Below are 25,035 nucleotides of genomic sequence, written 5' to 3' on the forward strand. Positions count from 1 at the left end.
GGCCCTTGACGTACGCCGTTTGATCTAATTCGATCTCCGGGGGGCGGCGTCGCCGTCCCGGCCCCGCGAGGACCAGGAGAATCGTCATGACCGTCCCGCAGCGTGTCGCCATCGTGACCGGCGGTTCCCAGGGCATCGGCCGGCAGGTCGCGCAGCGGCTGGCGGCGGACGGCTTCGCGGTGGTGGTCAACTTCGCCACCGGCAAGTCCGCGGCGGAGCAGGTCGTGGCGGCGATCGTCGCCGCCGGCGGGGACGCCGTCGCGGTGCCGGCCGACGTCGCCGACGAGGTGGCCGTGGCGGAGCTGTTCGACGTGGCCGAGCGGACGTACGGGGGGATCGACGTCGTCGTGCACTCGGCCGGGGTGGCGTCGCACGCCCCGGTGACCGAGCTGGATCTGGCGGAGCTGGACCGCGTGCACCGCGTCAACGTGCGCGGCACGTTCGTGGTCGACCAGCAGGCGGCCCGCCGGATCCGGCCCGGCGGCGCGCTGGTCAACATCTCCAGCACGACGCCCCGGTTGTCCATGCCCGGCTACGCCGCGTACGCCTCCAGCAAGGCGGCGGTGGACGCGATCACGTTGATCCTGGCCCGGGAGCTTCGCGGGCGTGACGTCACGGTGAACGCGGTCGCGCCGGGCGCCACCGGCACGGACCTGTTCCTGGCGGGCAAGGACGAGCAGACGATCGCGGCGATGGCGGCGATGTCGCCGATGGGGCGGCTCGGCGACCCGGCCGACACCGCCGAGGTGGTGGCGTTCCTGGCCGGCCCGGCCCGCTGGATCAACGGCCAGGTGGTGTACGTCAACGGGGGCGCGGCCTGACCGACGGGGCGCGGCGCGAACCGCCCCGGGCCGCGTACCCCATTCCTTCCGACCGGACGGTAGCATTGTGGGGCTGTGCAGGGGATAGGAGGCCACCAATGGCGCGTGCCACGTCCAACCGGCCGGAGTCGACCCGTCGCCGGCAGCGGTGGCCCGACGGCTACGACCCGGAGAACACCCGCAAGTCGCTGATCGCCAGCGCGCTGGAGCTGTTCGAGAAGCGCGGCTTCGACCGCACGTCGGTGCAGGAGATCGCCGACCGGGCCAAGCTCACCAAGGGTGCCTTCTACCACCACTTCGAGAGCAAGGACGACCTGCTGCGCCACATCCAGGAGGAGTACCTGGAGGCGCAGCTCGCCGCGATCGCGAAGATCGAGGCCGGCAGCGACGACCCGAAGGTGCGGGTGGCCGAGCTGATCCGGTTCAGCCTGACCAGCGTCGCCGAATACCGGGCGCACGTGACGATCTTCTACCAGGAGCGGCGCAACCTCACCGCCGACCTGTTCGCCGAGGTGACCCGCAAGCGGGGCCTGGTGGAGTCGGCCTTCGCCGGGATGATCGCCGACGGCGTCGCCCGGGGGGCGTTCCGCTCCGACGTCGACCCGCGCATCGCCACGTTCGGGCTGGTCGGCATGTGCGCCTGGGCGTACCAGTGGCTCAACGTCGGCGGCCCGCTCAGCGTCGACGAGGTGGCGCGCCAGTTCAGCGCGATGGTGCTGGAGGGCCTCTACGCCTGACCGCCGGCCGGGGAGCCGCCGGCCGTCTCAGCCGCCGAGGAGCTGGCGGGCCATCACGATGCGCTGGACCTGGTTGGTCCCCTCGTAGATCTGGGTGATCTTGGCGTCGCGCATCATCCGCTCCAGCGGGAAGTCCCGGGTGTAGCCGTAGCCGCCGAGCAGCTGCACCGCGTCGGTGGTGACCCGCATGGCCACGTCGGAGGCGAAGCACTTCGCCGCCGCGCCGAAGTAGGTCAGGTCCGGCTCGCCGCGTTCGGACCGGCCGGCGGCGGCGTACGTCAACTGGCGGGCCGCCTCCAGGTTCATGCCCATGTCGGCGAGCATGAACTGGACGCCCTGGAAGTCGGCGACCGCCCTGCCGAACTGCCGGCGCTGGCGCACGTAGGCCAGCGCGTGGTCGAGCGCGCCCTGCGCGATGCCGAGGGCCTGGGCGGCGATGGTGACCCGGGTGTGGTCCAGCGTCCGCATCGCGGTGGCGAAGCCGGTGCCCGGCGCGCCGATGATCCGGTCGGCCGGGATGCGGCAGTCGTCGAAGTAGACCTCGCGGGTCGGCGAGCCCTTGATGCCGAGCTTCCGCTCGGGCGCGCCGAAGCTGATCCCGGGGTCGGTGCGCTCCACCACGAACGCGGAGATGCCCCGGGAGCGCGCGGTCGGGTCGGTGACGGCGAACACCGTGTAGAACTCGCTCAGCCCGGCGTTGGTGATCCACCGCTTGACCCCGTTGAGCACCCAGGTGTCGCCGTCGCGCTCCGCGCGGGTGCGCATGCTCGCCGCGTCGCTGCCGGCCTCCGGCTCGGACAGGCAGTAGGAGAACATGGCCTCGCCCCGGGCCACCGGCGGGAGGTAGCGCTGCTTGAGCTGCTCGTCGGCGGCCAGCAGCAGCGGCATGGTGCCCAGCTTGTTGCCGGCCGGGACGAGGGAGGAACAGGCGCAGGCGCGGGCGACCTCCTCGATGACGATCGCGGTGGCGAGGGCGTCGGCCCCGGCGCCGCCGTATGCGGCGGGTACGTGCGGGGCGTGGAAGTCGGCGGCGCGCAGCGCGTCGTAGGAGGACTGCGGGAACTGGCCGGTCTCGTCGGCCTCGGCCGCGTGGGGCGCGACCTTGGCGTCGCACACCGCGCGGACGGCCGCCCGCACCTCCGCGTGCTCCTCGGGCAACTGGTACGCCTCGAACACCACGAACCCCCTCGTCGGACAGCCTGTCGCGACAGAATACCATCCGGTCGGTATGAACTCTGCCCCTTGAGTTGCCTGGCCGGGCGTGGTAGATACCTTCCAGTCGGTATGTAGGGGGTCGGGTGACACGCGCCGTACGGGCGGGGATGGACTTCATCTCCGCGCTCGACCGGGGAAGCCTCGGCGGCCTCGCCCGCCTCTGCGCCACCGGCGCGACCTGGTGGGTCGACACCGGCCCGGACCGCCGCGGCGGCGACCCGCAACTGTCCCCCCACGGAAGCGGCCGGTTCCCGCTGCACGGCGTCATGCGGATGGACGACAAGCTCGCGCTGATGCGCCGGCTCGGCCCCACCGCGTTCCCGACCGGTTGCCGGCAGATCCCGCGCCGCGTCGTCGCCGGTGACGACACGTGCGTCATCGAGGTCGAGGGGCACGGCGTGCACGCCAGCGGCGTCGAGTACGCCAACCGGTACGGGTTCGTCTTCGACGTCGACGCCACCGGTGCCATCGTCGCGGTCCGCGAGTACCTCGACACCGCCCACGCCCAGCAGGTGGTGGGCGGCGGTGCGCCCGTACCCCGAAGCAGCCTCGACCACCCGGTGGCCGGCGACGCGCCCGACCCAGGCGACCCACCGCCGGCCGTGGCGACGGCCCTGGCGGCGCTGGCCCGGGGCGACCTTGACACGTTCGGCGGCCACCGGTCGCCCGCCGTCACGGTGACCCCACGCCGCTGGATCGCCGACGACACCCTGGTCGCCGTCGAGGCGGTAGGCGACGCCGTCCTCGCCGACGGGGCCCGTTACCAGAACCGCTACCTGTGGATCGTCGACGTCCGGGCCGACGGCATCGGCGAGGTCCGGGAGTACTGCGACACCCTGCACATCGCCGACCTGATGGGCTTCGACGCGGAGGTCGGCCGCCGCACGGGAGAGGAACCCGGATGAGCGCCAGAGTGATCACCGACATCGACGAGGTGCTGACGACCACCCGCGCGGTGCGCCGCCGGATGGACTTCGACCGGCCGGTCGCCCGCGCCGTCGTCGAGGAGTGCCTCCGACTCGCGCAGCAGGCGCCGATGGGCTCCAACCTCGAGGACTGGCGCATCGTCGCCGTCGACGACCCCACCCTCAAACGGAAGCTGTCCGGGCTCTACACCGAGGTCTGGCACCAGACGGTCGAACGCCCCCTGGCCAGCGGCGAGGCGGCGACCACCACCCGCCTGTCGCCGACCGTCCGCGCCGACCCGCAGGCCCAGGCACGGCAGGCCCGGGTCCTGCGCGCGGTGAAGTACCTGGTCGACCACCTCGACCGGGTGCCGGTCCTGGTCGTCCTGTGCAGCACCAAGCCGCTGCCGCAGCGGCCGGTCGGCGGCACCGCGTCGGGATACTACGGCTCGATCTTCCCGTTCGCCTGGTCCTTCCAGCTCGCGCTGCGCTCCCGGGGCCTCGGCTCGGTGCTGGCCACCGCCCTGGCCCACAAGGCCAGCGGCGTCCAGGCGGTGCTCGGCCTGCCGGCCGAGTGGCGGCCGATCACCCTGCTCCCCGTCGCCTACACCCGGGGCGTCGACTTCCGCCCCGCCGCCCGCGCCGACCTGGCGGACGTGGCGTTCTGGAACGGACCCGTCGAGCCGGCGGGATCGGCGCCGGCATGAGGGCCGCCCACGTCGTCGAGCCCTGCGCCGACCGTCCCGTCGAGGCCCTCCGCGTCGGCGACCTCGCCGACCCGCAGCCGCCCCCCGGCTGGGTGGGCGTCGACGTCCGGGCCGGCGCGCTCAACATGCACGACATCTGGACGCTGCGCGGCGTCGCCGGCCGCCCCCACGGCGGGCCCCACGTCATCGGCAGCGACGCCGCCGGGGTGGCCGACGGCCGGGACGTCGTCGTCTACCCGGTGCTGCCCACCGCGCCCGACGGCCGCACCGTCACCCACGCGACGCTGCTGCCCGACGCCGGCCACGGTCTCCTCGCCGAGCGCGCCGTCGTGCCGGCGGGCCACCTCGTGCCCAAGCCCGCCGCCCTGAGCTGGGCCGAGGCCGCGTGCCTGCCCACGGCCTGGCTGACCGCGTACCGGATGCTGTTCACCAAGGCCACGGTCGGGCCCGGGCGGGTCGTGCTCGTGCAGGGCGCGGGCGGGGGCGTCGCGACCGCCGCCGTCGGCCTCGCCGTGGCGGCCGGCGCCACCGTCGTCGTCACCTCCCGCTCCCCGGCCAAGCGCGAGCGGGCGCTCGCCCTCGGCGCGGCCGTCGCCCTGGACGTCGGCGAACGGGTGCCGGAGCTCGCCGACGTCGTCGTCGAGACCGTCGGCCCCGCCACCTTCGCGCACTCGGTGCGCTCGACCAGGGCCGGCGGCGTCATCGTCGTGTGCGGCTGCACGAGCGGCTTCACCGCCCAGCTGGACCTGCCGCGCCTGTTCGCCCGGGAGATCACCGTCCACGGGTCGACCATGGGCTCCCTCGACGAGTTCCGGGCCCTCGTCGACTACGTCGACACCCACGGCATCCGGCCCGCCGTCGACAGCGTCGTCGACCTCGCCGACGTCCGCACCCAGGCCGCCCGGATGCTCGCCGGCACCGCGTTCGGCAAGCTCTGCGTGAGCCTGGCATGACCGTCGTCGTCACCCGGCGCGGGCCCGCCCTCTGGGCCCGCATCGACCGCCCGGGCGCGGGCAACGCGTGCGACAGCACGGTGCTCGCCGGCCTCGAACGGTGGCTCGCCGGTGCGGGCGATCCCGGCGTACGGGCGCTCGTGCTCACCGGGACCGGCCGGAGCTTCTGCGCCGGCGCGGACCTCGCGGAGGCCACCGGCCTGCTCGGCGACCAGCCCGCGCTGCGGGCCTTCCTCGACCGGGGCCGCCGCCTCGTGCGCGCGATCGGCTCGGCCCCGGTGCCCACGGTCGCCGCGGTCAACGGGGCGGCCTTCGGCGGCGGGCTCGAACTGCTGCTGGCCTGCGACGTCGCCGTCGCCGCCGGCAGCGCCCGCCTCGGCGACCGGCACCTCGCCGTCGGCCAGGTCCCCGGCTGGGGCTCCAGCGTCCTGCTGCCGCTCGCCGTCGGCCCGGCGCTGGCCCGCCGGCTGCTCGTCACCGGCGAGACGTGGACGGCCGACGAGGCCGCCCGCCGGGGCCTGGTCAGCGAGGCCGTCGCCGACGCCGACCTCGTGCCGCACGTCGACGCGCTGGTGGCCACCATCGCGGCCCGCGACGAGACGGCGGTCCGCCGGATGCTGGGCCTCGCCCGGCCCGCCGTCGCCGACGCGGCCTGGGCGAGGGAGTGGGAGACCCTCGTCGCGCACGTCGCGGACCAGGCGGCGGGCCCCGCCGGCCCGCCAGGGCCCCCGGCCTAGTCCACGGCCCTGTCCCGCCACAGCCCTGTCCCGCCGCACCCCTCGACCGACACGCTGGAACGGAGCGACCCATGCGCACCGCGAAGAAGACGATCGTGAACACCCCGGGCGACCTGCTCGACCTCGTCGGCCAGGACCTGGGCGCGAGCGAGCCCCGGGTGGTGACCCAGGAGCAGATCGACCGGTTCGCCGACGTCACCGGCGACCACCAGTGGATCCACGTCGACGTCGAACGGGCGCGCTCGGGGCCGTTCGGCACGACGGTCGTGCACGGGTTCCTGACCCTGGCGCTCGTCCCGCTCCTGCTCGCGGACATCCTCGAGGTGCGGGAGCACTCGATGGGGGTCAACTACGGCCTGGACCGGGTCCGCTTCGTGCGGCCGCTGCCGCCGGGCGTCGAGATCCAGGGCACGGCGACCCTCGTCTCGGCCCGGCCGATCCCGGCGGCGCAGGACGGCTCGCCCGGCGGCGTGCAGGCCAAGGCGTCGGTGGTCGTGGAGTTCGCCGACCGGTCGCAGCCCTGCTGCGTGGCGGAGATCCTGTTCCGCTACCACGGCTGAGTCCGCTGCTGCGGGCGACCGCCGCGCCGGCGCGACCCGACGGGTCGCGCCGGCGCGGGCACGCCGGTCGGTCGCGCCGGCGCGTTCAATCCGACGCGCTCACTCCGGCGCGGCGTCCGACGGGGCGACGAACCGGCCCCGGTAGAACGACAGCGCGGGCACGCCCGTCGGCTTCAGGTGCACGTGGTCGACGTCCAGCAGGACGATCACGTGGTCGCCGCTGGTGATCACCTCGTCGCGGCGGCCGGCGAGGATCGCCGGCGTGCCGGGCAGCAGCGGGACGGCGTCGGGGCCGGGCACCCAGGACACCCCGTCGAGCCGCTGCGCGCCGGACAGGCCGGAGGTGGCGAACCGCCGGGCCACGTCCTCCTGGTTCTGGCTGAGGATGTGGATCGCGATGCGGTCGGCCGCCATCAGGACCGGGAAGCTCGACGAGTGGCTGGTGACGCAGAACAGCACCTTCGGCGGCCGCAGCGAGACCGAGGTGAACGAGTTCACGGTCAGCGCGGCGACCTCGCCCGCGCCGGTCACGGCGGTCACGGCGGTCACGCCGGTGGGGAAGTGCCCGCACACCTGGCGGAACTCGGCGGAGTCGAACAGGGGCTCGGCCATCATCGGGTCACCGCCGGGTCGCAGGAGTCGGGCGCGGGGCGCAGCCCGCCTTCGAGCTGGATGAGGCACAGCGTGTGTCCGCCGGGGTCCTTGATCAGGTGCAGGCGTCCGTGCGGGCTGTCGACCGGCCCGACGGTCGGGGTGCCGCCCAGGGCGGCGACCCGGGCCAGCGCGTCGTCGAGGTCGGCGACGGCGAAGTAGGTGATCCACTTCGACGGGATGAGGTTGGGCCACTCGTTGTCCAGTTCGAGGACGCCGGCCACCGGGACGTCGTCGAGCATCAGCAGCGTGTACGGCCGGGCCGTCGGCGCGTCGCCGCGCTGGCGGCTGGTGTAGCCGAACAGGGCCCGGTAGTAGGCCACCGCCCGCGCGGGCTCGCCGGTGTCCAGCTCGTTCCAGCACAGCGCGCCGACCGAGTTGAGGGCCTGGACGCCGGCGCGCGACTCGCCCTGGTAGAGGCCGAAGGCCGCGCCGAAGGGGTCGACGACCGCCGCGCCGGTGCCGGCTGCGGGCAGGTAGCGCGGGGGTGTGACCAGTTCCCCGCCGAGCGCGACCGCCTGCCGCGCCGACGCCGCGACGTCGTCGACGGCGAAGTAGGTGAGCCAGCCCCGGGGACGGCCACCGTGCAGGGCGGCGGCGTCGGAGATGCCGGCGACGTCACGCCCGGCGACGCCGCACATGCGGTAGGTGGTGGCGCCCAGCCGCTCCGCGCGGACCGTCCAGCCGAGCAGGGCGCCGTAGAAGGCCTCGGCCCGCTCGGGATGCGGGGTGCACAGCTCCACCCAGACGGCCTCGCCGGGCCGGAACGGCCGGCTCACCCGGACACCGCCCGCGCGGCGAGGCCGGCCACGATCGTGCGCGCCGACACGTCGTACGCGTGGTCGGGGGCGCCGGTGGCCAGGCTCGATTCGACGACCTCGACCACCGCCCGCAGGGTGCCCCGCGGCAGCGCGAGCAGCGAGTCGACGAGGTCGTCGACCTCGCGGTCGAGGTGGGCGTCGGGGACTACCCGGGCGACCAGGCCCCACGCGTGCAGCTGGGCGGCGGTGGCGGTCGCCGCGCCGGTCAGCAGGTGGTAGGCGTGCGCCCGGGGCAGGGCCCGGGCGATCGTGTGGCCGACCCCGGCGGGCGCGAAGCCGAAGCGGGCCTCCGGCAGCGACAGCCGGGCGTCGGCGGCGGCGACCGGCAGGTGCACGGCGTCGAGCAGGCCCGCGCCGAACCCGATGACGTGGCCCCGGACGGCGGCGACGACGGGCACCGGGAGCCGCCGGATCTCCTCCAGCGCCGCGTCGCTGCCGCGCAGCCGGGCGGAGACCGCCTCGCGGGTCGCGCCGGCCAGCCCGGCGAAGGACGAGGTGTCCCAGCCGCCGCAGAAGTGCCGCCCGGCCATGTCGAGGCGGATCACCACGCAGGTCTCGTCGGCGGCGGCGGACGTCATGGTGTCGACGAGTTCCCGTAGCGCGGCGTCGTCGACGCAGTTGCCGCGCGCGGCGTTGTCGTAGCGGACGTGCGCCACGCGTCCGTCGTGCCCATGGGTGAGGGTGATGGTCACCGCCGCATCATACATACCGGTCGGTATGAATACAACGCCCCTGGCGGGCGGCCCTTTGACACACGAACGTCACGGACGAGATACCCGCTCGACCCGTTGACTTGATACCGGCTGGTCGGTACTTTGTGGCGAACGTCACCGCCGGCCCAGGCCGAGACATGACGGGTCCATCGCCTCTGAAGGACGCCCATGATGATCACGAAATTCCTGCGCTCCCGGCGGCCCCTCGCCGTGGCCGCCGCCCTTGCCGTCGCGAGCGCCAGCCTCACCGCGTGCGGCGGGTCCGACTCCGATGACGCCCGGTCGTCCGGCTCGGCCACCATCCGGGCGCTGCTCGCCGCCCAGCCGGCGACCCTCGACCCGATCGTCGGCGCGCGCTCCGCCCAGATCGTCTGGGCGACGATGCTGGAGCCCCTGATCAACACCGACAAGGACCTCGCCCCGACCGACACGGGCCTGGTCACGAGCTGGACGCGCACCGACGCGACGACCTGGACCTTCAAGGTCCGGCCCGACATCGCCTTCAGCAACGGCGAGAAGGCCGACGCCGCGGCCGTGGCGAACACCATCACGCTCACCCGCGACGCCGCCGCCTCCCAGCTCAAGTCCTACTTCACCAACGTCACCGCGATCGAGGCGCCCGACGCCACCACCGTCGTGGTCAAGACGAAGACCCCGCAGTACAACATCCCCGACCTGCTCACCACGGTCTACCTGGTGCCGCCGAAGTACTACCAGGAGAAGGGGTCGGAGGGCTTCGCCGCCGCACCCGTCGGCACCGGCCCGTACGTGTGGGCGGGCGCGAACGCCGGCCGCGACATCTCGGTCAAGAAGAACCCCGACTACTGGGGCACGAAGGCCACCAACGACGGCGTCACCTTCACCTGGGCCAACGAGGCCGCGCAGCGCCTCGCGCTGATCCAGAGCAAGAGCGTCGACATCTCCTTCGACCTGCCGCCCGCGCAGGCGAGCGCGGCCAAGAGCGCCGGCGTCGACGTGGTCAGCACCGAGACCGCCATGAAGATCATCGCGTTCCTCGACTCGACGAAGGCGCCCTTCGACGACCCGAAGCTGCGCGAGGCCGCCGCCCTGGCCATCGACCGAGACGCGATCGTCAAGGGCATCTTCGACGGCCAGGCCGTCGCCGACGCCGGGCTGCTCAACGTCAAGCCGGGCCAGCAGCCGTCGCGCAGCGTGACCGCCGACGCCGCCCGGGCGAAGGAACTCGTCGGCTCCGCCGCCCCGACCGTGCAGATCAGCTACCCGGCGGCCCAGTACACCAACATCGAGGAGGTCGCCCAGGCCGTCGGCGGCAGCCTCGAACAGGCCGGCTTCAAGGTGACGTACGTGCCGCTCGACTACGGCACGCTCGTCAAGCGGATCATCGGCCGCCAGGTGCCCGGCATCTCCATCTTCGCCGGGGTGCCGAACGTCGCCGTGCCGGACTACTTCGTCAGCGGCTTCCTGAAGACGAAGTCGATCACCGGCAACTGCCCGGACCCGAAGATCGACGAACTCGCCCAGCAGGCGCTGGAACAGGACGGCGCCGAGCAGGCCGCCCCGATCTACGACCAGCTCAACACCATCGGCGTGGTGGACAAGCACTGCTACGTGCCGCTGTACCGGCAGGTGTTCAACTACGCGACCGCCCCTGGCGTCTCCGGCGTGGTGTTCGGCCCCCTGAACACCGTGGACTTCACGAAGACGACCCGCTGACGATGACCGAGGCAGTGCGCAAGGGGGTGTCGGGCGAGGCCGCCCGGCACCCCCGCACCCCGGAGACGGACACCCCCGTGCTGGTGGTCGACGACCTCGTCGTCGAGCACCGCGACCGCGGCACCGGCCAGGTCTTCCGCGCCGTGGACCACGTGTCGCTGCGCATCGACGCCGGCGAGAGCGTCGCCGTCGTCGGCGAGTCCGGCTCCGGCAAGACGACGCTCGCGATGGCCGCCACCGCGCTGGGCCCGCGCGGCGGGGGCGACATCCGGCTGCTCGGCCACTCCCTGTCGAAGATCAGTCGTACGCGGCTGCGCCGGCTGCGGCCCGAGGTGCAGGTCGTCTTCCAGGACCCGCACGGCTCCCTCGACCCCCGGCAGTCCGTGCGGTCCGGGCTGCGGGAACTGCGCGCCCTGCAACCCGAGCGCACCTCCTGGATCGGCGACGCCGAGCTGCTCGGCAGCGTCCGGCTCGCCCCCGAGCTGCTCGACCGCTACCCGCACCAGCTCTCCGGGGGCCAGGCCCAGCGGGTCTGCATCGCCCGCGCGCTGCTCATGCGCCCGCGACTCATCGTCGCCGACGAGCCGACCTCCGGCCTCGACGTCTCCGTCCAGGCCGACGTGCTGGCCCTGCTCCGGCAGATCCGCGCCACCACCGGCGCGGCGCTGCTGATGATCAGCCACGACCTCGCCGTCGTCCGCTCGCTCTGCGACGTCGTGCACGTCATGTACCGCGGCCGGGTCGTCGAGTCGGGACCCTGCGAGCAGGTCTTCGTCACCCCCGAGAACGACTACACCCGCGAGCTGCTCGCGGCCATGCCCGGAGCGCGCTGGAGGTCCCGCCGATGAAGGCCAGCACCGTCCGCCGGGTCGGCAGCCGGCTCGCGTCCCTGTTCGCGTCGCTGCTGATCGCCCTCAGCCTCGCGTTCCTGCTGGGCCGCCTCTCCGGCGACCCCACCGCCACCATCCTCGGGCCGCTGGCGCCGCCGGAGCAGCGCGAGGCGCTGCGCCACGAGCTGGGCCTCGACCTGCCGCTGGTCGTGCAGTACTTCGACTACCTGCGGGGCGTCCTCACCGGCGACCTCGGCCAGTCGCTGCAGTTCTACCAGTCCAACACGTCGATGATCGCCGACCGGCTGCCGTACACGCTGCAACTGGTCGCCGCCGGCATGGGCCTCGCCGTGTGCGTCGGCGTGCCCCTCGGCGTGCTCGCCGCGACCCGCGAGGGCACCTGGTGGGACCGGGCCGCCTCCACCGTCGCCCTGCTCGGGCAGTCCGTGCCCGTCTTCTGGTTCGGCATGATGCTCGTGGTGCTGTTCGCCGTGAAGCTCGGCTGGCTGCCCGCCGGGCAGTCGGGCACCCCGAAGCACCTGATCCTGCCCGCCCTCACCATGTCGGTCTACCCGATGGCGCACATCGCCCGGCTCACCCGCGCCTCGATGAGCGAGGCCCTCGCCGAGCCCTACATCGACTCCGCCCGCGCCCGGGGGCTCGGCAACCGCCGGGTCGTGTGGCGGCACGCGTTCGCCAACGCCATGATGCCGATCCTGACGATCGTCGTGCTGCAGACCGGCATCCTGCTCTCGGGCGCCGTCGCCGTCGAGTACGTCTACTCCTGGCCGGGCCTCGGGCAGCTCGCGCTCCAGGCCATCCAGTTCCGCGACTTCCCGCTCGTGCAGGCGATCGTCGTCTTCGGCGCGCTGGTCTTCGTCCTGCTCAACCTGGTCGTCGACGTCCTGCACTCGATCGTCGACCCGAGGGTGAGGTGACCGGCGTGAGCCAACTCGAACTCGACCCGACCGCCGCGGGGACGCCGCCCCGGCGGCCCGGCCGGCGCGCGCGTACCTCCGTGTTCTGGCTGTCCCTGCCGCTGGCCGTCGTCTCCGTCGGGGTGTTCGTGCTGCCGCTGACCGGGCTGCTCCCGGCGGCCGGCCAGGACCTGGCCGCGACCCGGCAGCCGCCGGCCTTCCTGCCCGGCGGCACCTGGGCGCACCCCCTCGGCACCGACAAGCTCGGCCAGGACGTGCTCACCCAGTTCGTCACGGCCGGCCGCCTGACGATCGTCATCGGCCTGGTCGGCGCGCTCGTCGCCATCGGCCCCGGCACGCTGCTCGGCGTGCTCGCCGGCTACTTCCGGGGCTGGGTCGACCGGGTCATCTCGGTGCTCATCGACGCCCAGCTCGCCCTGCCGTTCATCCTCGTCGCCCTCGCGATCATCGCGAACCGGGGCAGCTCGCTGCCGGTGCTGTTCCTCGTGCTGGCGCTCACCGGCTGGGCCGTCTGCGCCCGCGTCACCCGCTCGGCGACCATGGCGATCCGGGAGCGGCAGTTCGTGTTCGGCCTGCGCGCGGCCGGCGCGTCGGAACCCCGCATCGTCTTCCGGCACATCCTGCCCAACCTGGCCGGCACGACCGTCGCGCTCGGCACCCTCCAGGTCGGCACGGCCATCCTGGTCGAGAGCGCGCTGAGCTTCCTCGGCCTGGGCGTGGTGCCGCCGATGAACAGCTGGGGCTCGATGCTGGCGTCCGGCCAGGACGAGCTGAGCCAGGCGTGGTGGATCGCCTTCTTCCCCGGGCTCGCCATCACGCTGCTGGTGCTGCTGGTGAACCTGCTCGGCGACGCGCTGCTCACCCACCACGACCCCCGGAAGGCGCGCCGATGAGCGCACTGCTGAAGGCCGACGGCCTCGCCGTCACCGCCCGGCTCGCCGGCGGCGACCTGCGCCTGCTCGACGACGTCGACCTGGAGATCCGCCGGGGCCAGATCGTCGGCGTCGTCGGGGAGTCCGGCAGCGGCAAGACCACCCTCGCCCGCTGCGTCGTCGGGCTGCTCGACCGCAACGTCCGCGTCGAGCACGGCTCCGTCACGCTGGCCGGCGACGTGGTGGTGGCCCCCGGCGTCGACCGCACCGACCGGGTGCGCGGCAGCGCCGTCGGCATGGTCTTCCAGGACGCGTCGCGGTCGCTGAACCCGCTGATGCGGGTCCGCACCCAGCTCGCCGAGGTGCTGCGCCGGCACGTCCGCGACATCACCCGGGCCGAGGTGCGCCGCCGCTCGCTGGAGGTGCTGGAGCAGATGCGCATCGCCGACCCGGCCCGCGTCCTCGACAGCTACCCCCACCAGCTCTCCGGCGGCCTGCGCCAGCGGGTCGCCATCGCGCTCGCCGTCGTCACCCGCCCCGCCCTGGTGATCGCCGACGAGTGCACCACCGCCCTCGACGTCACGACCCAGACCAAGGTCGTCGGCCTGTTCCGCACCCTCGTCGACGAGCTCGGCATCGGCCTGCTGTTCGTCACCCACGACCTCATGCTGGCCAGCGACCTCTGCGACCGGATCACGGTGATGAGCGGCGGGCGGGTCGTCGAGGCCGGCGACGCCGCGAGCGTGCTGGACCAGCCGCAGCAGGACTACACCCGACGGCTCCTCGCCGCCATCCCCTCGTGGACCTGAAGGAGAACCGCGTGGAGCCCGACCAGAACCGCGTGGAGCCGAAGGAGAACCCGCCACCCATGCCCGAGCAGCCCGGCATCGACGCCTACGCGGCCTACCTCCCGGCGTACGTGCTCGCCGACAACCGACTCGACGCGACCGACCCGCCCCGCCGCGGCGGCCCGGCCCGGGGCGTCGCCGCGTTCGACGAGGACACCGTCACGATGGCCGTCGAGGCGCTGCGCCCCGTCGCCGCCGCCAGCCCGTCCGGCGGGCAACTGCTGTTCGCCACCACCAACGCCCCGTACGAGGCGAAGACGTCCGCCGGCGTGGTGCACGAGGCCCTCGGGCTCGACCCGGGGATCGGCGCGGTCGACCTGCGCGGACACCGCAGCGGCGCCACCGCCCTCGACCTCGTCGTCCGGGCCGGCGCGACCGCCGCCCTGGCCGACCTGCGCACCACCCGCCCCGGCGCGCCCGACGAGCTGGCCCAGGGCGACGCCGCCGTCGGCCTCGTCGGCGGCGGCCACGCCGCCGCCGTGCTCCTGGCCCGCGCCGGCCGGACCGCCGAGGTCCTGGAACGCTGGCGGCTGCCCGGGGAACGGCACGACCGGGTCTGGGACGAGCGGTTCACCGCCGAGGTCCTCGCCGCCGCCGGCCTCGACGCGGCCCGCCGCGCCCTGGCCGAGGCGTCCCTCGACGCCGTCGACACCGTCGTCGTGTCGTCGTCGAACCCCCGCGCGGCGGCGGCGCTGCGCCGGGCGCTGGGCGGCGACGGCCGGGACGCGACGATCGAGCGGGCCACCGGCTTCACCGGCGCCGCCCACCCCGGGCTGCTGCTCGCCGCCGCGCTCGACGAGGCCCGCCCCGGCCAGACGATCCTGCTGCTGTCGGCCACCGAGGGCGCCGACGCGTTCGTCTTCGCCGTCGGCGACGGGGTACGCGCGGCGCGCGGCGGCCCGTCCGTGCGCGACCAGCTCGCCGCGCGGCAGCCCCTCGGCTACGGCCGCTACCTGCGCTGGCGCGGGCTGCTCGACGTGCAGGGCCCGGCGCGGCCGGCGGCACCCGCCCCGGCGGCCCCGCCGATGCACCGCCGTGCCGGCTGGAAGTACCGCCTGGAGGGCAGCCGCTGCGGCGCCTGCGGCGCGGTCACCACGCCACCCGGCCGGGTCTGCGCCGCCTGCGGCATCGCCGGGGCGCCCGACGCCACCGGGAAGGTCTCGCTGCGCGAGCGCACCGCCCGGGTCGTGTCGGTGACCCGCGATCACCTGACCACCATGCCGGAGCCGGAGGTCGCGGTCGTCGTCGCCGACGTCGACGGCGGCGGACGGCTCAGCGCGTACGCGACCGACGTCGCGCCCGCCGACGTCACGGTGGGCATGGCGATGACGCCGACCTTCCGGCGGCTGTGGACCACCGACGCGATCCACAACTACTTCTGGAAGCTCCGCCCGGCACCCCAGGACGCCCCGCCCGGAAAGGACACCACCGATGGCCAGTAGGCGCACGGTCAACGACGTCGCGATCGTCGCGATGGGCTGCACCCCGTTCCGCGACCACTGGCACGCCTCGGCCGACGACCTGCTCGTCGACGCGGTGCGGGAGTGCGTCGGGTCGCTGCCCGCCGTCACCCTCGACGACGTCGACGCGTTCTGGGTCGGCACCCAGGGCTCGGGCCTGTCCGGGCAGACCCTCGCCCGGCCGCTGCGGCTGACCGGCAAGCCCGTCACCCGCGTCGAGAACTACTGCGCCACCGGCTCCGAGGCGTTCCGCAACGCCGCCTACGCCGTCGCGTCCGGGGCGTACGACATGGTCATGGCGACCGGGGTGGAGAAGCTGAAGGACTCCTCCTACTCGGGGCTGTCCGCCGTCTACCCGCCCGCCGACGGCACCGACGTCGACTGGACCGCGCCCGGCGGGTTCTCCCTGCTCGTCCCCGCCTACCAGCGGGCGTACGGGGTGGACGCGCGCGGCATGCGCGACGCCCTGACCCGGGTCGCCGTGAAGAACCACGCCAACGGCGCGCGCAACGAGCGCGCCCAGTTCCGCAAGGCGGTGACCGCCGAGACGGTGGAGAACTCCCCGCGCGTGGCCGGCCCGCTGGGCGTCATGGACTGCTCGGGCGTCTCCGACGGGGCCGCCGCCGCGATCCTCGTGCGCGCCGAGGACGCCCACCGCTACACCGACCGGCCCGTCTACCTGCGGGGGATGGGCTTCGTCGCCGGGTCGGGGGCCGGGCTGGCCACCGACGGGTACGACTTCACCACCTTCCCGGAGGTGGTCGCGGCGGCCCGGCAGGCCTACGAGCAGGCCGGCGTCACGGACCCGGCCACGCAGATCTCCCTGGCCGAGGTGCACGACTGTTTCACACCGACGGAGGTGGTGCTCATGGAGGACCTCGGGTTCTCGGAACGCGGCAAGGCCTGGCGCGACATCCTCGACGGCCGCTACGACCTCGACGGGGCGCTGCCGGTCAACACCGACGGCGGCCTCAAGTCGTTCGGCCACCCGATCGGCGCGACCGGGCTGCGGATGATGTTCGAGTGCTTCACGCAGCTGCGCGGCGAGGCCGGCAGCCGGCAGGTGCCCGACGCCCGGCTGGCGGTCGCGCAGAACCTCGGCGGGCAGCCCGGCTCCTCCGTCGCGTTCGTGGCGGTCCTGGGGAACGAGCGATGAGCGCCCGGGTCACCCTCGACGGCCGGGTCGTCGTCGTCACCGGGGCCGGCAACGGCATCGGCCGGGCCCACGCCCTCAGCCTCGCCGAGCGGGGCGCGGCGGTCGTCGTCAACGACCTCGGCGGCGCGGTCGACGGGTCGGGCTCCTCCGGCGCGGCCGAGCAGGTCGTCGCCGAGATCCGCGCGGCCGGCGGCACCGCCGTCGCCTCGACCGACTCGGTGGCGACCGCCGAGGGCGGCGCGAGCCTCGTGCGCCGCGCCGTCGACGCGTACGGCCGCCTCGACGCGGTCATCCACAACGCCGGCATCCTGCGGGACCGGACGCTGGCCAAGATGGGCGACGAGGACGTCGCCGCCGTGCTCGACGTGCACCTCGCCGGGGCGTTCCACGTGCTGCGTCCCGCCTGGCCGCACCTGGTCGAGCGCGGCTACGGCCGCATCGTGCTGACCAGCTCGTCGTCCGGGCTGTTCGGCAACTTCGGCCAGGCCAACTACGGGGCGGCGAAGGCCGGGCTGGTGGGCCTGATGAACGTCCTCGCGCTGGAGGGCGCCCGGCACGGCATCCTGGTCAACGCGATCGCGCCCACGGCTGCGACCCGGATGACCGAGAACCTCCTCGGCGACCTGGCCGACCGGTTCGACCCGCGGCACGTCGCGGCCGTGGCGACGTACCTCGCCTCCGAGCGGTGCCGGATCAACCGGCACATCCTCACCGTCGGCGGCGGCCGGGTCGGCCGGATCTTCCTCGGCGTCACCCCCGGCTGGTACGGCGGGCCCGAGCCGGCCACCCCCGACGACATCGACGGGTCCATCGACGACATCTGCCGGCTCGACGACTTCGTCGTGCCCGACAGCGGCGCCGACGAGGTCACGCTGATCCAGCGGGTCCTGGCCGGCCCGCCCGGACCGGCCGCCTGAGCCGCGCGGACAACCCAGAAAGCGAGTCACCATGCCGGTCAGCGAAGTGCACCACGTGGCCATCACCGTCTCCGACGTCGACCGGGCCGCGGACTTCTACGAGCGGGCCCTCGGCTACCGCAGGACGCTGCGCACCGATGTCGGCGGCCCCGGGATCGAGGTGTCGCTGGGCCTGCCCGCCGGCACCACCGGGAAGGTCCAGTACCTGCAGGGGCCCAGCCGCGTCGGCCAGCTCGAACTCATCGAGTGGAACGGCGCCACCACCCGGACGGCGACCGGCGGCCACCTGGAGCTGGGGCCCTTCCTGCTCAGCTTCGAGGTGCCGCTCGACGAGATCCACGAGCTGCACCAACGGCTCGTCGAGCTGGGCGCCGACTGCCTGACCACCCCCAACCGGGTGCTGCTGGAGAACTACGGCCACATCACCGCGTTCGCGGCCCGCGACCTCGACGGCAACCTGCTGGAGTTCGTGTCGCTGCCGTCCCGGGAGGAGATCCTGGCCCGGCGGCGCGAGGGCGGCGGCAACTGATGGCCGCCAGCAACGTCACCGAGCACCTGCGCCGGCAGGCGCTGCGCCGCGCCGACCGGGAGGCCCTCGTCGACGGGGACCGCCGGTTCACGTACGCCGCGCTCGACGCGGACGTCGACCGGCACGCGGCGGCGCTGCTGGCCGCCGGCATCACCGCCGACGATCTGGTCGGCGTGCTCGGGCGCAACACCGCCACGTACGTCATCGAGCTGCTCGCGCTCAGCCGCATCGGCGCGATCTCGGTGCCCCTGAACTGGCGGCTGCACGTCAACGAGCAGGCGTACGTCCTCGACCAGGCCGGCGTCACCGGCCTGCTCTACGACGACGACTTCGCCGACGACGCCGCCCGGCTGGCGACCGCGACCGGGCTGCGGACCCTCGTCGCCAACGGCGAACGGGTCGTCGGCGGCGCGCGGCGGCTGGCCGACCTGCTCGCCGGGCAGCCGGCCGGCGTGCGGGTCGCCGACGCCGAGAAGGGCCCCGCCGACGTGCACCGGCTGCTCTACACCTCGGGCACCACGGCCCGGCCCAAGGGGGTCGTGCACACCTACGGCAACCTCGCCGCGAACCACCTCGCGCAGGTCCTCGAACTGGAGCTGACCGCCGCCGACCGGATCCTGGTCTCCGCGCCGCTGTTCCACGTCAGCGGGCTGGAGGCGCCGGGCCTGGCGACGTTCGTGGCGGGCGCGACGATGGTGCTCACGCCGACGTTCAAGGCGGCGGACATCGCCCGCATCGCCGCCGAGGAACGCATCACCGGCATGGTGCTGGCCGCGCAGATCCTCTTCGGCGTGCTGGACCTGCCCGACCCGCCGGACCTCGCCGCGCTGCGCTACCTGCTCTTCGCCGGGGTCGCGCCGGGCGTGCGCCGGGAGGTGAAGCGCCGCCTGCCGCACGTGCGCCTCGTCGACACCTTCGGCATGACCGAGCTGTGCAACGGCGTCTGCTATATGGACGCCGCGCACGAGGAGGCGAAGCTGGGCGCGCTCGGCGCGCCGTTCCCCGGCGTGCAGATCCGGATCGTCGACGAGCACTTCCGGCCCGTCGCCCCCGGGGTGGCGGGGGAGATCGTCGTACGCGGCGAGAAGGTCTCGCCCGGCTACTGGAACGACGACGAGGCCAACCGGCGGACCCGCCGCGACGGCTGGTTCCTCACCGGCGACGTCGGGCGGATCGACGCCGACGGCTACCTGTGGTTCGTCGACCGCCGCGCCGACCTGATCAAGTCCGGTGGGGAGAACATCGCCAGCGCCGAGATCGAACGGGTCCTCGCCCGGCACCCCGACGTCGCCGAGGTCGCCGTCGTCGGCGTCCCCGACCCGCAGTGGGACGAGGTGCCGAAGGCGTTCGTCGTCCTGCGCGACGGCGCGGCCACCGCCGCCGAGGACCTGCGCGGGCACTGCCGGGCCGAACTGGCCCGGTACAAGGTCCCGAAGTACGTCGAGGTCGTCGCCGCGCTGCCGCGCAACGACTCCGGCAAGGTCCTCAAGACGCTGCTGCGCCAGGGCGGCACCGGGACGCCACCACCGGAGCGCAGCTCCCCGCGCCCGGGGGTGGCCGGGTGAGCACCGCCAACATCGCCGCGATGCTGGCCGGCAACGCCCGGCGCTTCGCCGACGTCGACGCGCTCGTCTTCGAGGGCCGCCGGTGGACCCACCGGCAGCTCGACGCCGACGTCAACGCCCTGGCCGCGGGCCTGTCGGCCGAGGGGGTACGCCGGGACAGCCGGGTGGCGATCGTGGCGAACAACGTGCCGGAGTTCCTCATCCTGTCCCTGGCGCTGGCGAAGCTCGGCGCGGTCTTCGTGCCGTTGAACTACCGGCTCACGGCGGGAGAGCTGGCGCGGCTGCTCGCGCACGCCCGGGTCCAGGCGGTCGCGACCGTCCCGGAGTTCGCGGCCCTGACCGAAGCCGCCCTGACCGAAGGCGGGCTGGTGGAGGCCGCGCCGGCCGCCGATGGTCCCGGCCCGGGGGGCGTGCGCCGCCTCGCCCTCGAACCGATCGGCGACGGCTGGCTCGACCTGCGGGCGCTGATCGACGCCCACCGGGGGGCCCGGGTCGCCGACGCCGACCTGGACGACGCCGCCCTGCAGCGGATCGTCTACACCTCCGGCACGACCAGCCTGCCCAAGGGCGTCCTGCTCACCCACGGCAACGTGAACATGAACATGCACGCCCAGATCGTGGAGCTGGGGCTGCGCCCCGGCGACCGGATCCTCAACTTCGCCCCGCTCTACCACGTCGGCGGCACCGACCTGCCCGGCTACGGCATCTGGCACGTCGGCGGCACGATGGTGCTGCTGCGGCGCTTCGAGCCGGCGGCCGTGCTGCGGGCGATCGAGGCGGAACGGATCACCGGCATGGTGATGGCGGCGACGATGCTCGACATGCTCCGCCGCGCGACGGGCGTCGCGGCCGACCTGTCGTCGGTGCGCTGGGTCATCTACTCGCAGGTGACGTCGGCGCTGTTCGCCGTGGCGCGGGAGCTGTTCGGCAACGCGCGCCTGATCGAGGGCTACGGCCTCACCGAGACGTGCAGCGGGCTGACCTACCTCGACGCCGCCCACCAGGAGGCCAAGCAGGGCTCGGTCGGCCTGCCGGTGCCGTGGGTCCAGGTGCGGGTGGTCGACCCGGACGGCCGCGACGTGCCGGTCGGCGAGGACGGCGAGGTGGTGGCGCGGGGGCCGAAGGTGAGCCCCGGCTATCTCGACGACCCGGAGGCGACGCGGGCCGCGTTCCGCGACGGCTGGTTCCACACCGGCGACGTCGGCTGCCTCGACGCCGACGGCTACCTCTACATCCGCGACCGGCTCAAGGACATGATCCGCAGCGGAGGGGAGAACATCGCCAGCGCCGAGATCGAGAACGTGCTCGCCGGGCACCCGCTCGTGCTCGCCGCGTCGGTGGTGGGTGCGCCGCACCCCGTGTGGGTGGAGGTGCCGGTGGCGTTCGTCGTCGGCCGGCCGGGGCTTCGGGCCGAGGACCTCATCGCGTACGCCCGGCAGCGGCTCGGCCGGTTCAAGGTGCCGAAGGAGGTCTACCTGGTGGCGGAGCTGCCGACGAACCCGTCGGGGAAGGTGCTCAAGCGGACCCTGCGCCAGCTGCGCGCCGACCTGCGTCCCGACTGGGCGTACGCCGAGTCCGGGCGCGGCTGACGCGCCGCCCGCCGACGCCTACCGGTTGGCGCCGGTCACGTGGCGCAGCAGGGCGAGGGTGTGCATCAGGGAGAAGCGCCGGGTGCCCCGGCCGAGGTCGTCCCACGGCTTGCGCCACGGCATGCGCGGCGCGAGCGTCCACGCGTCGGCGCCGTCGCCGGCCAGGTCCCGGACCCGGTCGACCTCGCCCCGGTGGAAGGCCGACAGCTCGTCGGCGCGCGCCGCCACGTCCCGGTAGGGGAACTGGTGGGCGGGGCAGGCGACGGTCGCGCCGAGGTCGCGGATGCGCGCCAGGGAACGGAGCAGGTCGCCGGCCGGGTCGTCGTCGGGCCGGCTCACGATCGCGAGCTGGGTCGGCCCCTCGGCCATCATCGTGTCGCCGGTGAAGACCAGGCCGCGGGCGTCGAAGTAGACCGTGTGCCCGTAGGTGTGCCCGGGGGCGGGCACGGCGTGGATGGTCACATCGCCGAAGCGGAACTCGGTGTCGGCGTCGAGGGCGACGTCGAGCCGCAGCGTCTCGTGGTGCTCGGCGACCGCGACGGCGTCGGCGTACATGCCGTCGACGACGTCGGCCGGCGCGCCGGTGAGGTCGAGGGCGGCGCGGAGCTGGGCGAGGAAGGTGCCGCGGGTGCGGTGCGCGGTGGCGAAGTCGTCGGCGCGTCCCATGACGATCCGCGCCCCGGAGACCTCCCGCAGGCGGGCGGCGAAGCCGACGTGGTCGGGGTGGTTGTGGGTGAGGAGGACGGTCGTGATGGCCTCGACCCGGTGGCCGAGCGACTCGACCGACCGTTGGAACGACGCCCAGCAGGTCGGGTGGTCGTAGCCGGCGTCGACGAGGACCGGGCCGTCGCCGGTGTCGACCAGGTAGACGGTGACGTAGCGCAGGGCGCTGCCGTGCAGGGGGATCGGGATGCCCCAGACGCCGTCGGCGACCTGGACGGGGGCCGGCACCTGACGGGCGCGGTAGCTGGCGGCGTGTGCGTCGCTCACGGGTATGGACATCGTCGGACGGCTCCCTTACTGTGTGACAACAACATACCGGATGGTCGGAATTTAATTCAAGGAGTCCGATGAGCGAGGAGCGGACGGGGTTTCGGCTGTGGGCCGTCGCCGAACCGGACCTGTGCGCGATCGTGACCGCCGACGATCGGCGGATCTCCTACGGCGAGCTGTTCGCCGAGGTGAACCGGATCTCGCACGGCCTGCGCACCCGGGCGGGCCTCCAGGCCGGCGACACGGTCGCGGCGGTCATGACGAACAGCGCCGGCATGGTGGCGCTGTATCTCGCGGCGATGCAGTCGGGGCTCTACCTCGTGACGCTCAACTACCACCTCACCGCGCCCGAGGTCGGCTACATCCTCGCCGACAGCGGCGCGAAGGTGGTCGTCGGCTCCGCCCGCGTCGAGGACGTGGTGGTCGCCGCCGCCGGGGCCACCCCCGACATCGACGTGTTCGTCGACGGCACGCCCCGCACGGACCGGGCCCGGCCGCTGTCGGCCCTCACCGGGGGCATGCCCGACACGAGCCCGCAGGACACGCCGGCCGGCTCCCTGATGATGTACACCTCGGGCACCACCGGCCGCCCGAAGGGCGTCAAGCGGCCGCTCAGCGGCGTCGACGCCGACACCGGGGCGCTGACGTACGTCTGGCTGTTCAAGGAGTTCGGGATGGAACGCTCCGCGTTCGCGTCCTGGTTGGTCTCCGCGCCGATGTACCACTCGGCCAACATCACCCCGGCCATGGGCGCGCTGCACGCCGGCGGCACCCTGGTGCTGATGGACGGTTGGACGCCGGAGGGCTTCCTGCGGCGGGTCCAGGCCCAGCGGGTCACCGGCACCAGCATGGTGCCGACGCACTTCTACCGGCTGCTGCAACTGCCCGCCGACGTGCGCGACGCCTACGACGTCTCCACGCTGCGCTACGTGCTGCACGGTGCGGCGCCCTGCCCCCGCGAGGTCAAGCAGCGCATCCTCGACTGGTTCGGCCCCGTCGTCTACGAGTACTACGGCTCGACCGAGGTCGGCACCACCATCGCGCGCCCCCACGAGTGGCTCGCCCACCCCGGCACGGTCGGCCGCCCGGCCTCGATCTCCACGCTGAAGATCCTCGACGAGCTGGGCAACGAGGTGCCCGTCGGGCAGACCGGCATCGTCTACATGCGCCAGGGCGACGACCGGGTCGAATACCACAACGACCCCGGCAAGACCGACGGCGCGCGCCGCGACGGCCTGATGACCGTCTGGGACGTCGGCCATGTCGACGCCGACGGCTTCCTCTACGTCACCGGCCGCGCGGCCGAGCTGATCCTCGTCGGCGGCGTCAACGTCTACCCGGCCGAGATCGAGGCGGCGCTGCTCGAACACGACTGGGTCGTCGACGCCGGCGTGGTCGGCGTGCCCGACGAGGAGTTCGGCGAGGTGCCGCAGGCGCACGTCGTGCTGGCCGACACCGCGCCCGACGCCGACGCGGCCGTGGCGCGGCTGCGCGACCACCTCGCGCAGCGGCTGGCCAAGCCGAAGCGCCCGGTGTCGTACGTCGTGCGCGATGCCCTGCCGCGCGACCCGAACGGCAAGCTCTACAAGGCCCGGCTCACGCGCTCCGAGGAGCTCTCGGCGTGAGCGGCATCGACGACGACCCGCTGGGAGGTGGGCATGGACTTCGCTGACAGCGGCACCGACCTGGCGTTCCGGCGCGAGGTCGGCGACTGGCTCGACAAGGCGCTGGCCGACGTGCCCGACCAGGAGGAGCTGTCGCAGGACGAGCGCGAGCACTGGTCGCGGGTGTGGCAGGACCGGCTGTGCGCCGGCGGCTGGGCCGGCCTGTCGTGGCCGACCGCGCACGGCGGCCGGGGCATGGACTCGCTTGCGCAGGCCATCTTCAACGAGGAGGCCGCCGTGCGCGGCGCGCCGTACCCGCTCAACGGGGTCGGCATGATGCTGGCCGGGCCCACGATCATCGCCCACGGCACCGACGAGCAGCAGGCCCGGCACCTGCCCGGGATCCTGCGCGGCGAGACGTACTGGTGCCAGGGCTTCAGCGAGCCCGGCTCCGGCTCCGACCTGGCGAGCCTGCGTACGGCCGCGACCCGGGTCGACGGCGGGTGGCGCGTCAACGGCGCGAAGATCTGGACGTCCAACGCCCACAACGCGTCGAAGTGCCTGCTGCTGGCGCGCACCGACCCCGACGCGCCGAAGCACCGGGGCATCACCTACTTCCTCGCCCCGATGGACGCCTTCACCGTCCGGTCGCTGGAGATGATCAACGGGGACACCGAGTTCAACGAGATGTTCCTCGACGACGTCTTCGTGCCCGACTCGGACGTGCTCGGCGGCGTCGGCAACGGCTGGAACGTCGCGCTCACCACCCTCGCGTTCGAGCGCGGCAGCATGGCGCTGAACCTGTGGGTGTGGGCCCGCCAGGCGGTGGACCGCGTCGTCGACCTCGCGGTCGCGCGCGGGATGGCCGACGACGGCGCGTTCCTCGACACCGTGGGCGCGCTGCACTGCGACGCCGAGGCGGTCCGGATCGGGTCGATGCGCATGCTCGGCGAGAGCCGGGCCGGCGGCGTGCCGGGCCCGGAGACGTCGGCGCTCAAGAGCCTGTGGGCGCAGGTGGTGCAGAACGCCAACCGCCTCGCCGTGCAGCTCGACGAGGCCGGCGGCGTGCTGCTCGACGGTGACGGGGCCGCCGCCCGGATGCGCCGCTACCTGCGTGCCCGCGCCCACACCATCGAGGGCGGCACGGAGGAAGTCCAGAAGTCGATCCTCGCGGAGCGGGTGCTGAACCTGCCCCGCTCGCGCTGAGCGGAGTGGCCAC

General features: G+C 74.0%; 25 protein-coding genes. 20 read left to right on the forward strand and 5 right to left on the reverse strand.

Annotated features, from left to right (window positions below; all coding sequences use genetic code 11):
• Positions 1-86: 86 nt before the first annotated feature.
• Positions 87-821, forward strand: coding sequence for an SDR family oxidoreductase (locus LPA42_RS24985; RefSeq protein WP_077937414.1), 735 nt, complete (start codon positions 87-89; stop codon positions 819-821).
• Between the two features lie 98 nt (positions 822-919).
• Positions 920-1,558, forward strand: coding sequence for a TetR/AcrR family transcriptional regulator (locus LPA42_RS24990; RefSeq protein WP_043963079.1), 639 nt, complete (start codon positions 920-922; stop codon positions 1,556-1,558).
• A gap of 27 nt (positions 1,559-1,585) precedes the next feature.
• Here the strand turns inward: LPA42_RS24990 and LPA42_RS24995 are convergent, their stop codons facing one another.
• A complete protein-coding gene (locus tag LPA42_RS24995; RefSeq protein WP_077937459.1) occupies positions 1,586-2,734 on the reverse strand; it encodes an acyl-CoA dehydrogenase family protein in 1,149 nt (382 codons plus the stop codon).
• Positions 2,735-2,856: 122 nt separating this feature from the next.
• Between LPA42_RS24995 and LPA42_RS25000 the strand changes: the two genes are divergently transcribed.
• The 5 genes from LPA42_RS25000 (at position 2,857) to LPA42_RS25020 (ending at position 6,635) form a co-directional block, all read left to right on the forward strand.
• Positions 2,857-3,678, forward strand: a complete 822-nt coding sequence (locus tag LPA42_RS25000) for a nuclear transport factor 2 family protein (protein WP_144082621.1) — start codon at positions 2,857-2,859, stop codon at positions 3,676-3,678.
• Positions 3,675-4,385: a nitroreductase family protein gene (locus tag LPA42_RS25005; protein WP_077937416.1), complete on the forward strand. Its 711-nt coding sequence runs from the start codon at positions 3,675-3,677 to the stop codon at positions 4,383-4,385. The genes LPA42_RS25000 and LPA42_RS25005 overlap by 4 nt, the downstream gene beginning before the upstream one ends.
• Complete coding sequence (locus LPA42_RS25010; protein WP_077937417.1) at positions 4,382-5,338, forward strand: zinc-binding dehydrogenase; 957 nt, start codon at positions 4,382-4,384, stop codon at positions 5,336-5,338. The genes LPA42_RS25005 and LPA42_RS25010 overlap by 4 nt, the downstream gene beginning before the upstream one ends.
• Complete coding sequence (locus tag LPA42_RS25015; protein ID WP_077937418.1) at positions 5,335-6,075, forward strand: enoyl-CoA hydratase/isomerase family protein; 741 nt, start codon at positions 5,335-5,337, stop codon at positions 6,073-6,075. Before LPA42_RS25010 ends, LPA42_RS25015 begins: the two co-directional genes overlap by 4 nt.
• A gap of 71 nt (positions 6,076-6,146) precedes the next feature.
• A complete protein-coding gene (locus tag LPA42_RS25020) occupies positions 6,147-6,635 on the forward strand; it encodes a MaoC family dehydratase (RefSeq protein ID WP_077937419.1) in 489 nt (162 codons plus the stop codon).
• 99 nt (positions 6,636-6,734) lie between these two features.
• On the opposite strand, the gene LPA42_RS25025 is transcribed toward LPA42_RS25020, so the two are convergent.
• From LPA42_RS25025 to LPA42_RS25035, 3 genes are read right to left on the reverse strand one after another with little or no spacing between them, the layout of a single operon-like run.
• The gene (locus LPA42_RS25025) at positions 6,735-7,250 is read right to left on the reverse strand and encodes a flavin reductase family protein (RefSeq protein ID WP_043963085.1); all 516 of its coding nucleotides are present in this window, start codon (positions 7,248-7,250) and stop codon (positions 6,735-6,737) included.
• Positions 7,247-8,065 (reverse strand): VOC family protein, encoded by an 819-nt coding sequence (locus LPA42_RS25030; RefSeq protein ID WP_077937420.1) that lies wholly within the window; start codon positions 8,063-8,065, stop codon positions 7,247-7,249. The genes LPA42_RS25025 and LPA42_RS25030 overlap by 4 nt, the downstream gene beginning before the upstream one ends.
• Positions 8,062-8,799, reverse strand: a complete 738-nt coding sequence (locus LPA42_RS25035) for an enoyl-CoA hydratase/isomerase family protein (protein WP_158229408.1) — start codon at positions 8,797-8,799, stop codon at positions 8,062-8,064. Before LPA42_RS25035 ends, LPA42_RS25030 begins: the two co-directional genes overlap by 4 nt.
• 189 nt (positions 8,800-8,988) lie before the next feature.
• Here LPA42_RS25035 and LPA42_RS25040 point away from each other — a divergent pair, with 189 nt between their 5' ends.
• From LPA42_RS25040 to LPA42_RS25090, 11 genes are read left to right on the forward strand one after another with little or no spacing between them, the layout of a single operon-like run.
• Positions 8,989-10,515 (forward strand): ABC transporter substrate-binding protein, encoded by a 1,527-nt coding sequence (locus tag LPA42_RS25040; RefSeq protein WP_077937422.1) that lies wholly within the window; start codon positions 8,989-8,991, stop codon positions 10,513-10,515.
• Between the two features lie 2 nt (positions 10,516-10,517).
• Positions 10,518-11,363: an ABC transporter ATP-binding protein gene (locus tag LPA42_RS25045; protein WP_077937423.1), complete on the forward strand. Its 846-nt coding sequence runs from the start codon at positions 10,518-10,520 to the stop codon at positions 11,361-11,363.
• Positions 11,360-12,283 (forward strand): ABC transporter permease, encoded by a 924-nt coding sequence (locus LPA42_RS25050; RefSeq protein ID WP_077937424.1) that lies wholly within the window; start codon positions 11,360-11,362, stop codon positions 12,281-12,283. Before LPA42_RS25045 ends, LPA42_RS25050 begins: the two co-directional genes overlap by 4 nt.
• Before the next feature lie 5 nt (positions 12,284-12,288).
• Positions 12,289-13,176, forward strand: coding sequence for an ABC transporter permease (locus LPA42_RS34575; RefSeq protein ID WP_043964476.1), 888 nt, complete (start codon positions 12,289-12,291; stop codon positions 13,174-13,176).
• Entirely contained in the window at positions 13,173-13,964 is a 792-nt protein-coding gene (locus LPA42_RS25060) for an ABC transporter ATP-binding protein (protein WP_077937425.1), read from the forward strand. Before LPA42_RS34575 ends, LPA42_RS25060 begins: the two co-directional genes overlap by 4 nt.
• A gap of 11 nt (positions 13,965-13,975) precedes the next feature.
• Positions 13,976-15,445, forward strand: a complete 1,470-nt coding sequence (locus LPA42_RS25065; protein ID WP_144082623.1) for a zinc ribbon domain-containing protein — start codon at positions 13,976-13,978, stop codon at positions 15,443-15,445.
• Entirely contained in the window at positions 15,435-16,619 is a 1,185-nt protein-coding gene (locus tag LPA42_RS25070) for an acetyl-CoA acetyltransferase (RefSeq protein ID WP_043963089.1), read from the forward strand. Before LPA42_RS25065 ends, LPA42_RS25070 begins: the two co-directional genes overlap by 11 nt.
• Positions 16,616-17,536, forward strand: a complete 921-nt coding sequence (locus LPA42_RS25075) for an SDR family NAD(P)-dependent oxidoreductase (RefSeq protein ID WP_077937427.1) — start codon at positions 16,616-16,618, stop codon at positions 17,534-17,536. The genes LPA42_RS25070 and LPA42_RS25075 overlap by 4 nt, the downstream gene beginning before the upstream one ends.
• Before the next feature lie 31 nt (positions 17,537-17,567).
• Positions 17,568-18,065 (forward strand): VOC family protein, encoded by a 498-nt coding sequence (locus tag LPA42_RS25080; RefSeq protein WP_077937428.1) that lies wholly within the window; start codon positions 17,568-17,570, stop codon positions 18,063-18,065.
• Entirely contained in the window at positions 18,065-19,630 is a 1,566-nt protein-coding gene (locus tag LPA42_RS25085; protein WP_077937429.1) for a class I adenylate-forming enzyme family protein, read from the forward strand. Before LPA42_RS25080 ends, LPA42_RS25085 begins: the two co-directional genes overlap by 1 nt.
• Positions 19,627-21,219, forward strand: a complete 1,593-nt coding sequence (locus LPA42_RS25090) for a class I adenylate-forming enzyme family protein (protein ID WP_077937430.1) — start codon at positions 19,627-19,629, stop codon at positions 21,217-21,219. The genes LPA42_RS25085 and LPA42_RS25090 overlap by 4 nt, the downstream gene beginning before the upstream one ends.
• Positions 21,220-21,237: 18 nt before the next feature.
• Here the strand turns inward: LPA42_RS25090 and LPA42_RS25095 are convergent, their stop codons facing one another.
• The gene (locus LPA42_RS25095; RefSeq protein WP_077937431.1) at positions 21,238-22,221 is read right to left on the reverse strand and encodes an MBL fold metallo-hydrolase; all 984 of its coding nucleotides are present in this window, start codon (positions 22,219-22,221) and stop codon (positions 21,238-21,240) included.
• A 68-nt stretch (positions 22,222-22,289) separates the two neighbouring features.
• Between LPA42_RS25095 and LPA42_RS25100 the strand changes: the two genes are divergently transcribed.
• Both LPA42_RS25100 and LPA42_RS25105 read left to right on the forward strand, forming a co-directional pair.
• Complete coding sequence (locus LPA42_RS25100) at positions 22,290-23,837, forward strand: AMP-binding protein (protein ID WP_077937432.1); 1,548 nt, start codon at positions 22,290-22,292, stop codon at positions 23,835-23,837.
• A 33-nt stretch (positions 23,838-23,870) separates the two neighbouring features.
• Positions 23,871-25,022 (forward strand): acyl-CoA dehydrogenase family protein, encoded by a 1,152-nt coding sequence (locus LPA42_RS25105; protein WP_077937433.1) that lies wholly within the window; start codon positions 23,871-23,873, stop codon positions 25,020-25,022.
• Positions 25,023-25,035: the final 13 nt, after the last annotated feature.

It is taken from the genome of Micromonospora sp. DH13, from assembly GCF_020873825.1.
GTDB classification, from domain to species: Bacteria; Actinomycetota; Actinomycetes; order Mycobacteriales; family Micromonosporaceae; genus Micromonospora; species Micromonospora haikouensis.

What these genes read in the sequence shown, in the direction of transcription:
- LPA42_RS25060 (WP_077937425.1), top strand. Translation starts at nt 13,173, where the DNA reads ATGAGCGCACTGCTGAAGGCCGACGGCCTCGCCGTCACCGCCCGGCTC.
- LPA42_RS25045 (WP_077937423.1), top strand. Translation starts at nt 10,518, where the DNA reads ATGACCGAGGCAGTGCGCAAGGGGGTGTCGGGCGAGGCCGCCCGGCAC.
- LPA42_RS25010 (WP_077937417.1), top strand. Translation starts at nt 4,382, where the DNA reads ATGAGGGCCGCCCACGTCGTCGAGCCCTGCGCCGACCGTCCCGTCGAG.
- LPA42_RS25095 (WP_077937431.1), bottom strand. Translation starts at nt 22,221, where the DNA reads ATGTCCATACCCGTGAGCGACGCACACGCCGCCAGCTACCGCGCCCGT.
- LPA42_RS25085 (WP_077937429.1), top strand. Translation starts at nt 18,065, where the DNA reads ATGGCCGCCAGCAACGTCACCGAGCACCTGCGCCGGCAGGCGCTGCGC.
- LPA42_RS25075 (WP_077937427.1), top strand. Translation starts at nt 16,616, where the DNA reads ATGAGCGCCCGGGTCACCCTCGACGGCCGGGTCGTCGTCGTCACCGGG.
- LPA42_RS25050 (WP_077937424.1), top strand. Translation starts at nt 11,360, where the DNA reads ATGAAGGCCAGCACCGTCCGCCGGGTCGGCAGCCGGCTCGCGTCCCTG.
- LPA42_RS25105 (WP_077937433.1), top strand. Translation starts at nt 23,871, where the DNA reads ATGGACTTCGCTGACAGCGGCACCGACCTGGCGTTCCGGCGCGAGGTC.
- LPA42_RS25005 (WP_077937416.1), top strand. Translation starts at nt 3,675, where the DNA reads ATGAGCGCCAGAGTGATCACCGACATCGACGAGGTGCTGACGACCACC.
- LPA42_RS25070 (WP_043963089.1), top strand. Translation starts at nt 15,435, where the DNA reads ATGGCCAGTAGGCGCACGGTCAACGACGTCGCGATCGTCGCGATGGGC.
- LPA42_RS25040 (WP_077937422.1), top strand. Translation starts at nt 8,989, where the DNA reads ATGATGATCACGAAATTCCTGCGCTCCCGGCGGCCCCTCGCCGTGGCC.
- LPA42_RS24990 (WP_043963079.1), top strand. Translation starts at nt 920, where the DNA reads ATGGCGCGTGCCACGTCCAACCGGCCGGAGTCGACCCGTCGCCGGCAG.
- LPA42_RS24985 (WP_077937414.1), top strand. Translation starts at nt 87, where the DNA reads ATGACCGTCCCGCAGCGTGTCGCCATCGTGACCGGCGGTTCCCAGGGC.
- LPA42_RS25080 (WP_077937428.1), top strand. Translation starts at nt 17,568, where the DNA reads ATGCCGGTCAGCGAAGTGCACCACGTGGCCATCACCGTCTCCGACGTC.
- LPA42_RS25020 (WP_077937419.1), top strand. Translation starts at nt 6,147, where the DNA reads ATGCGCACCGCGAAGAAGACGATCGTGAACACCCCGGGCGACCTGCTC.
- LPA42_RS25015 (WP_077937418.1), top strand. Translation starts at nt 5,335, where the DNA reads ATGACCGTCGTCGTCACCCGGCGCGGGCCCGCCCTCTGGGCCCGCATC.
- LPA42_RS25100 (WP_077937432.1), top strand. Translation starts at nt 22,290, where the DNA reads ATGAGCGAGGAGCGGACGGGGTTTCGGCTGTGGGCCGTCGCCGAACCG.
- LPA42_RS25025 (WP_043963085.1), bottom strand. Translation starts at nt 7,250, where the DNA reads ATGATGGCCGAGCCCCTGTTCGACTCCGCCGAGTTCCGCCAGGTGTGC.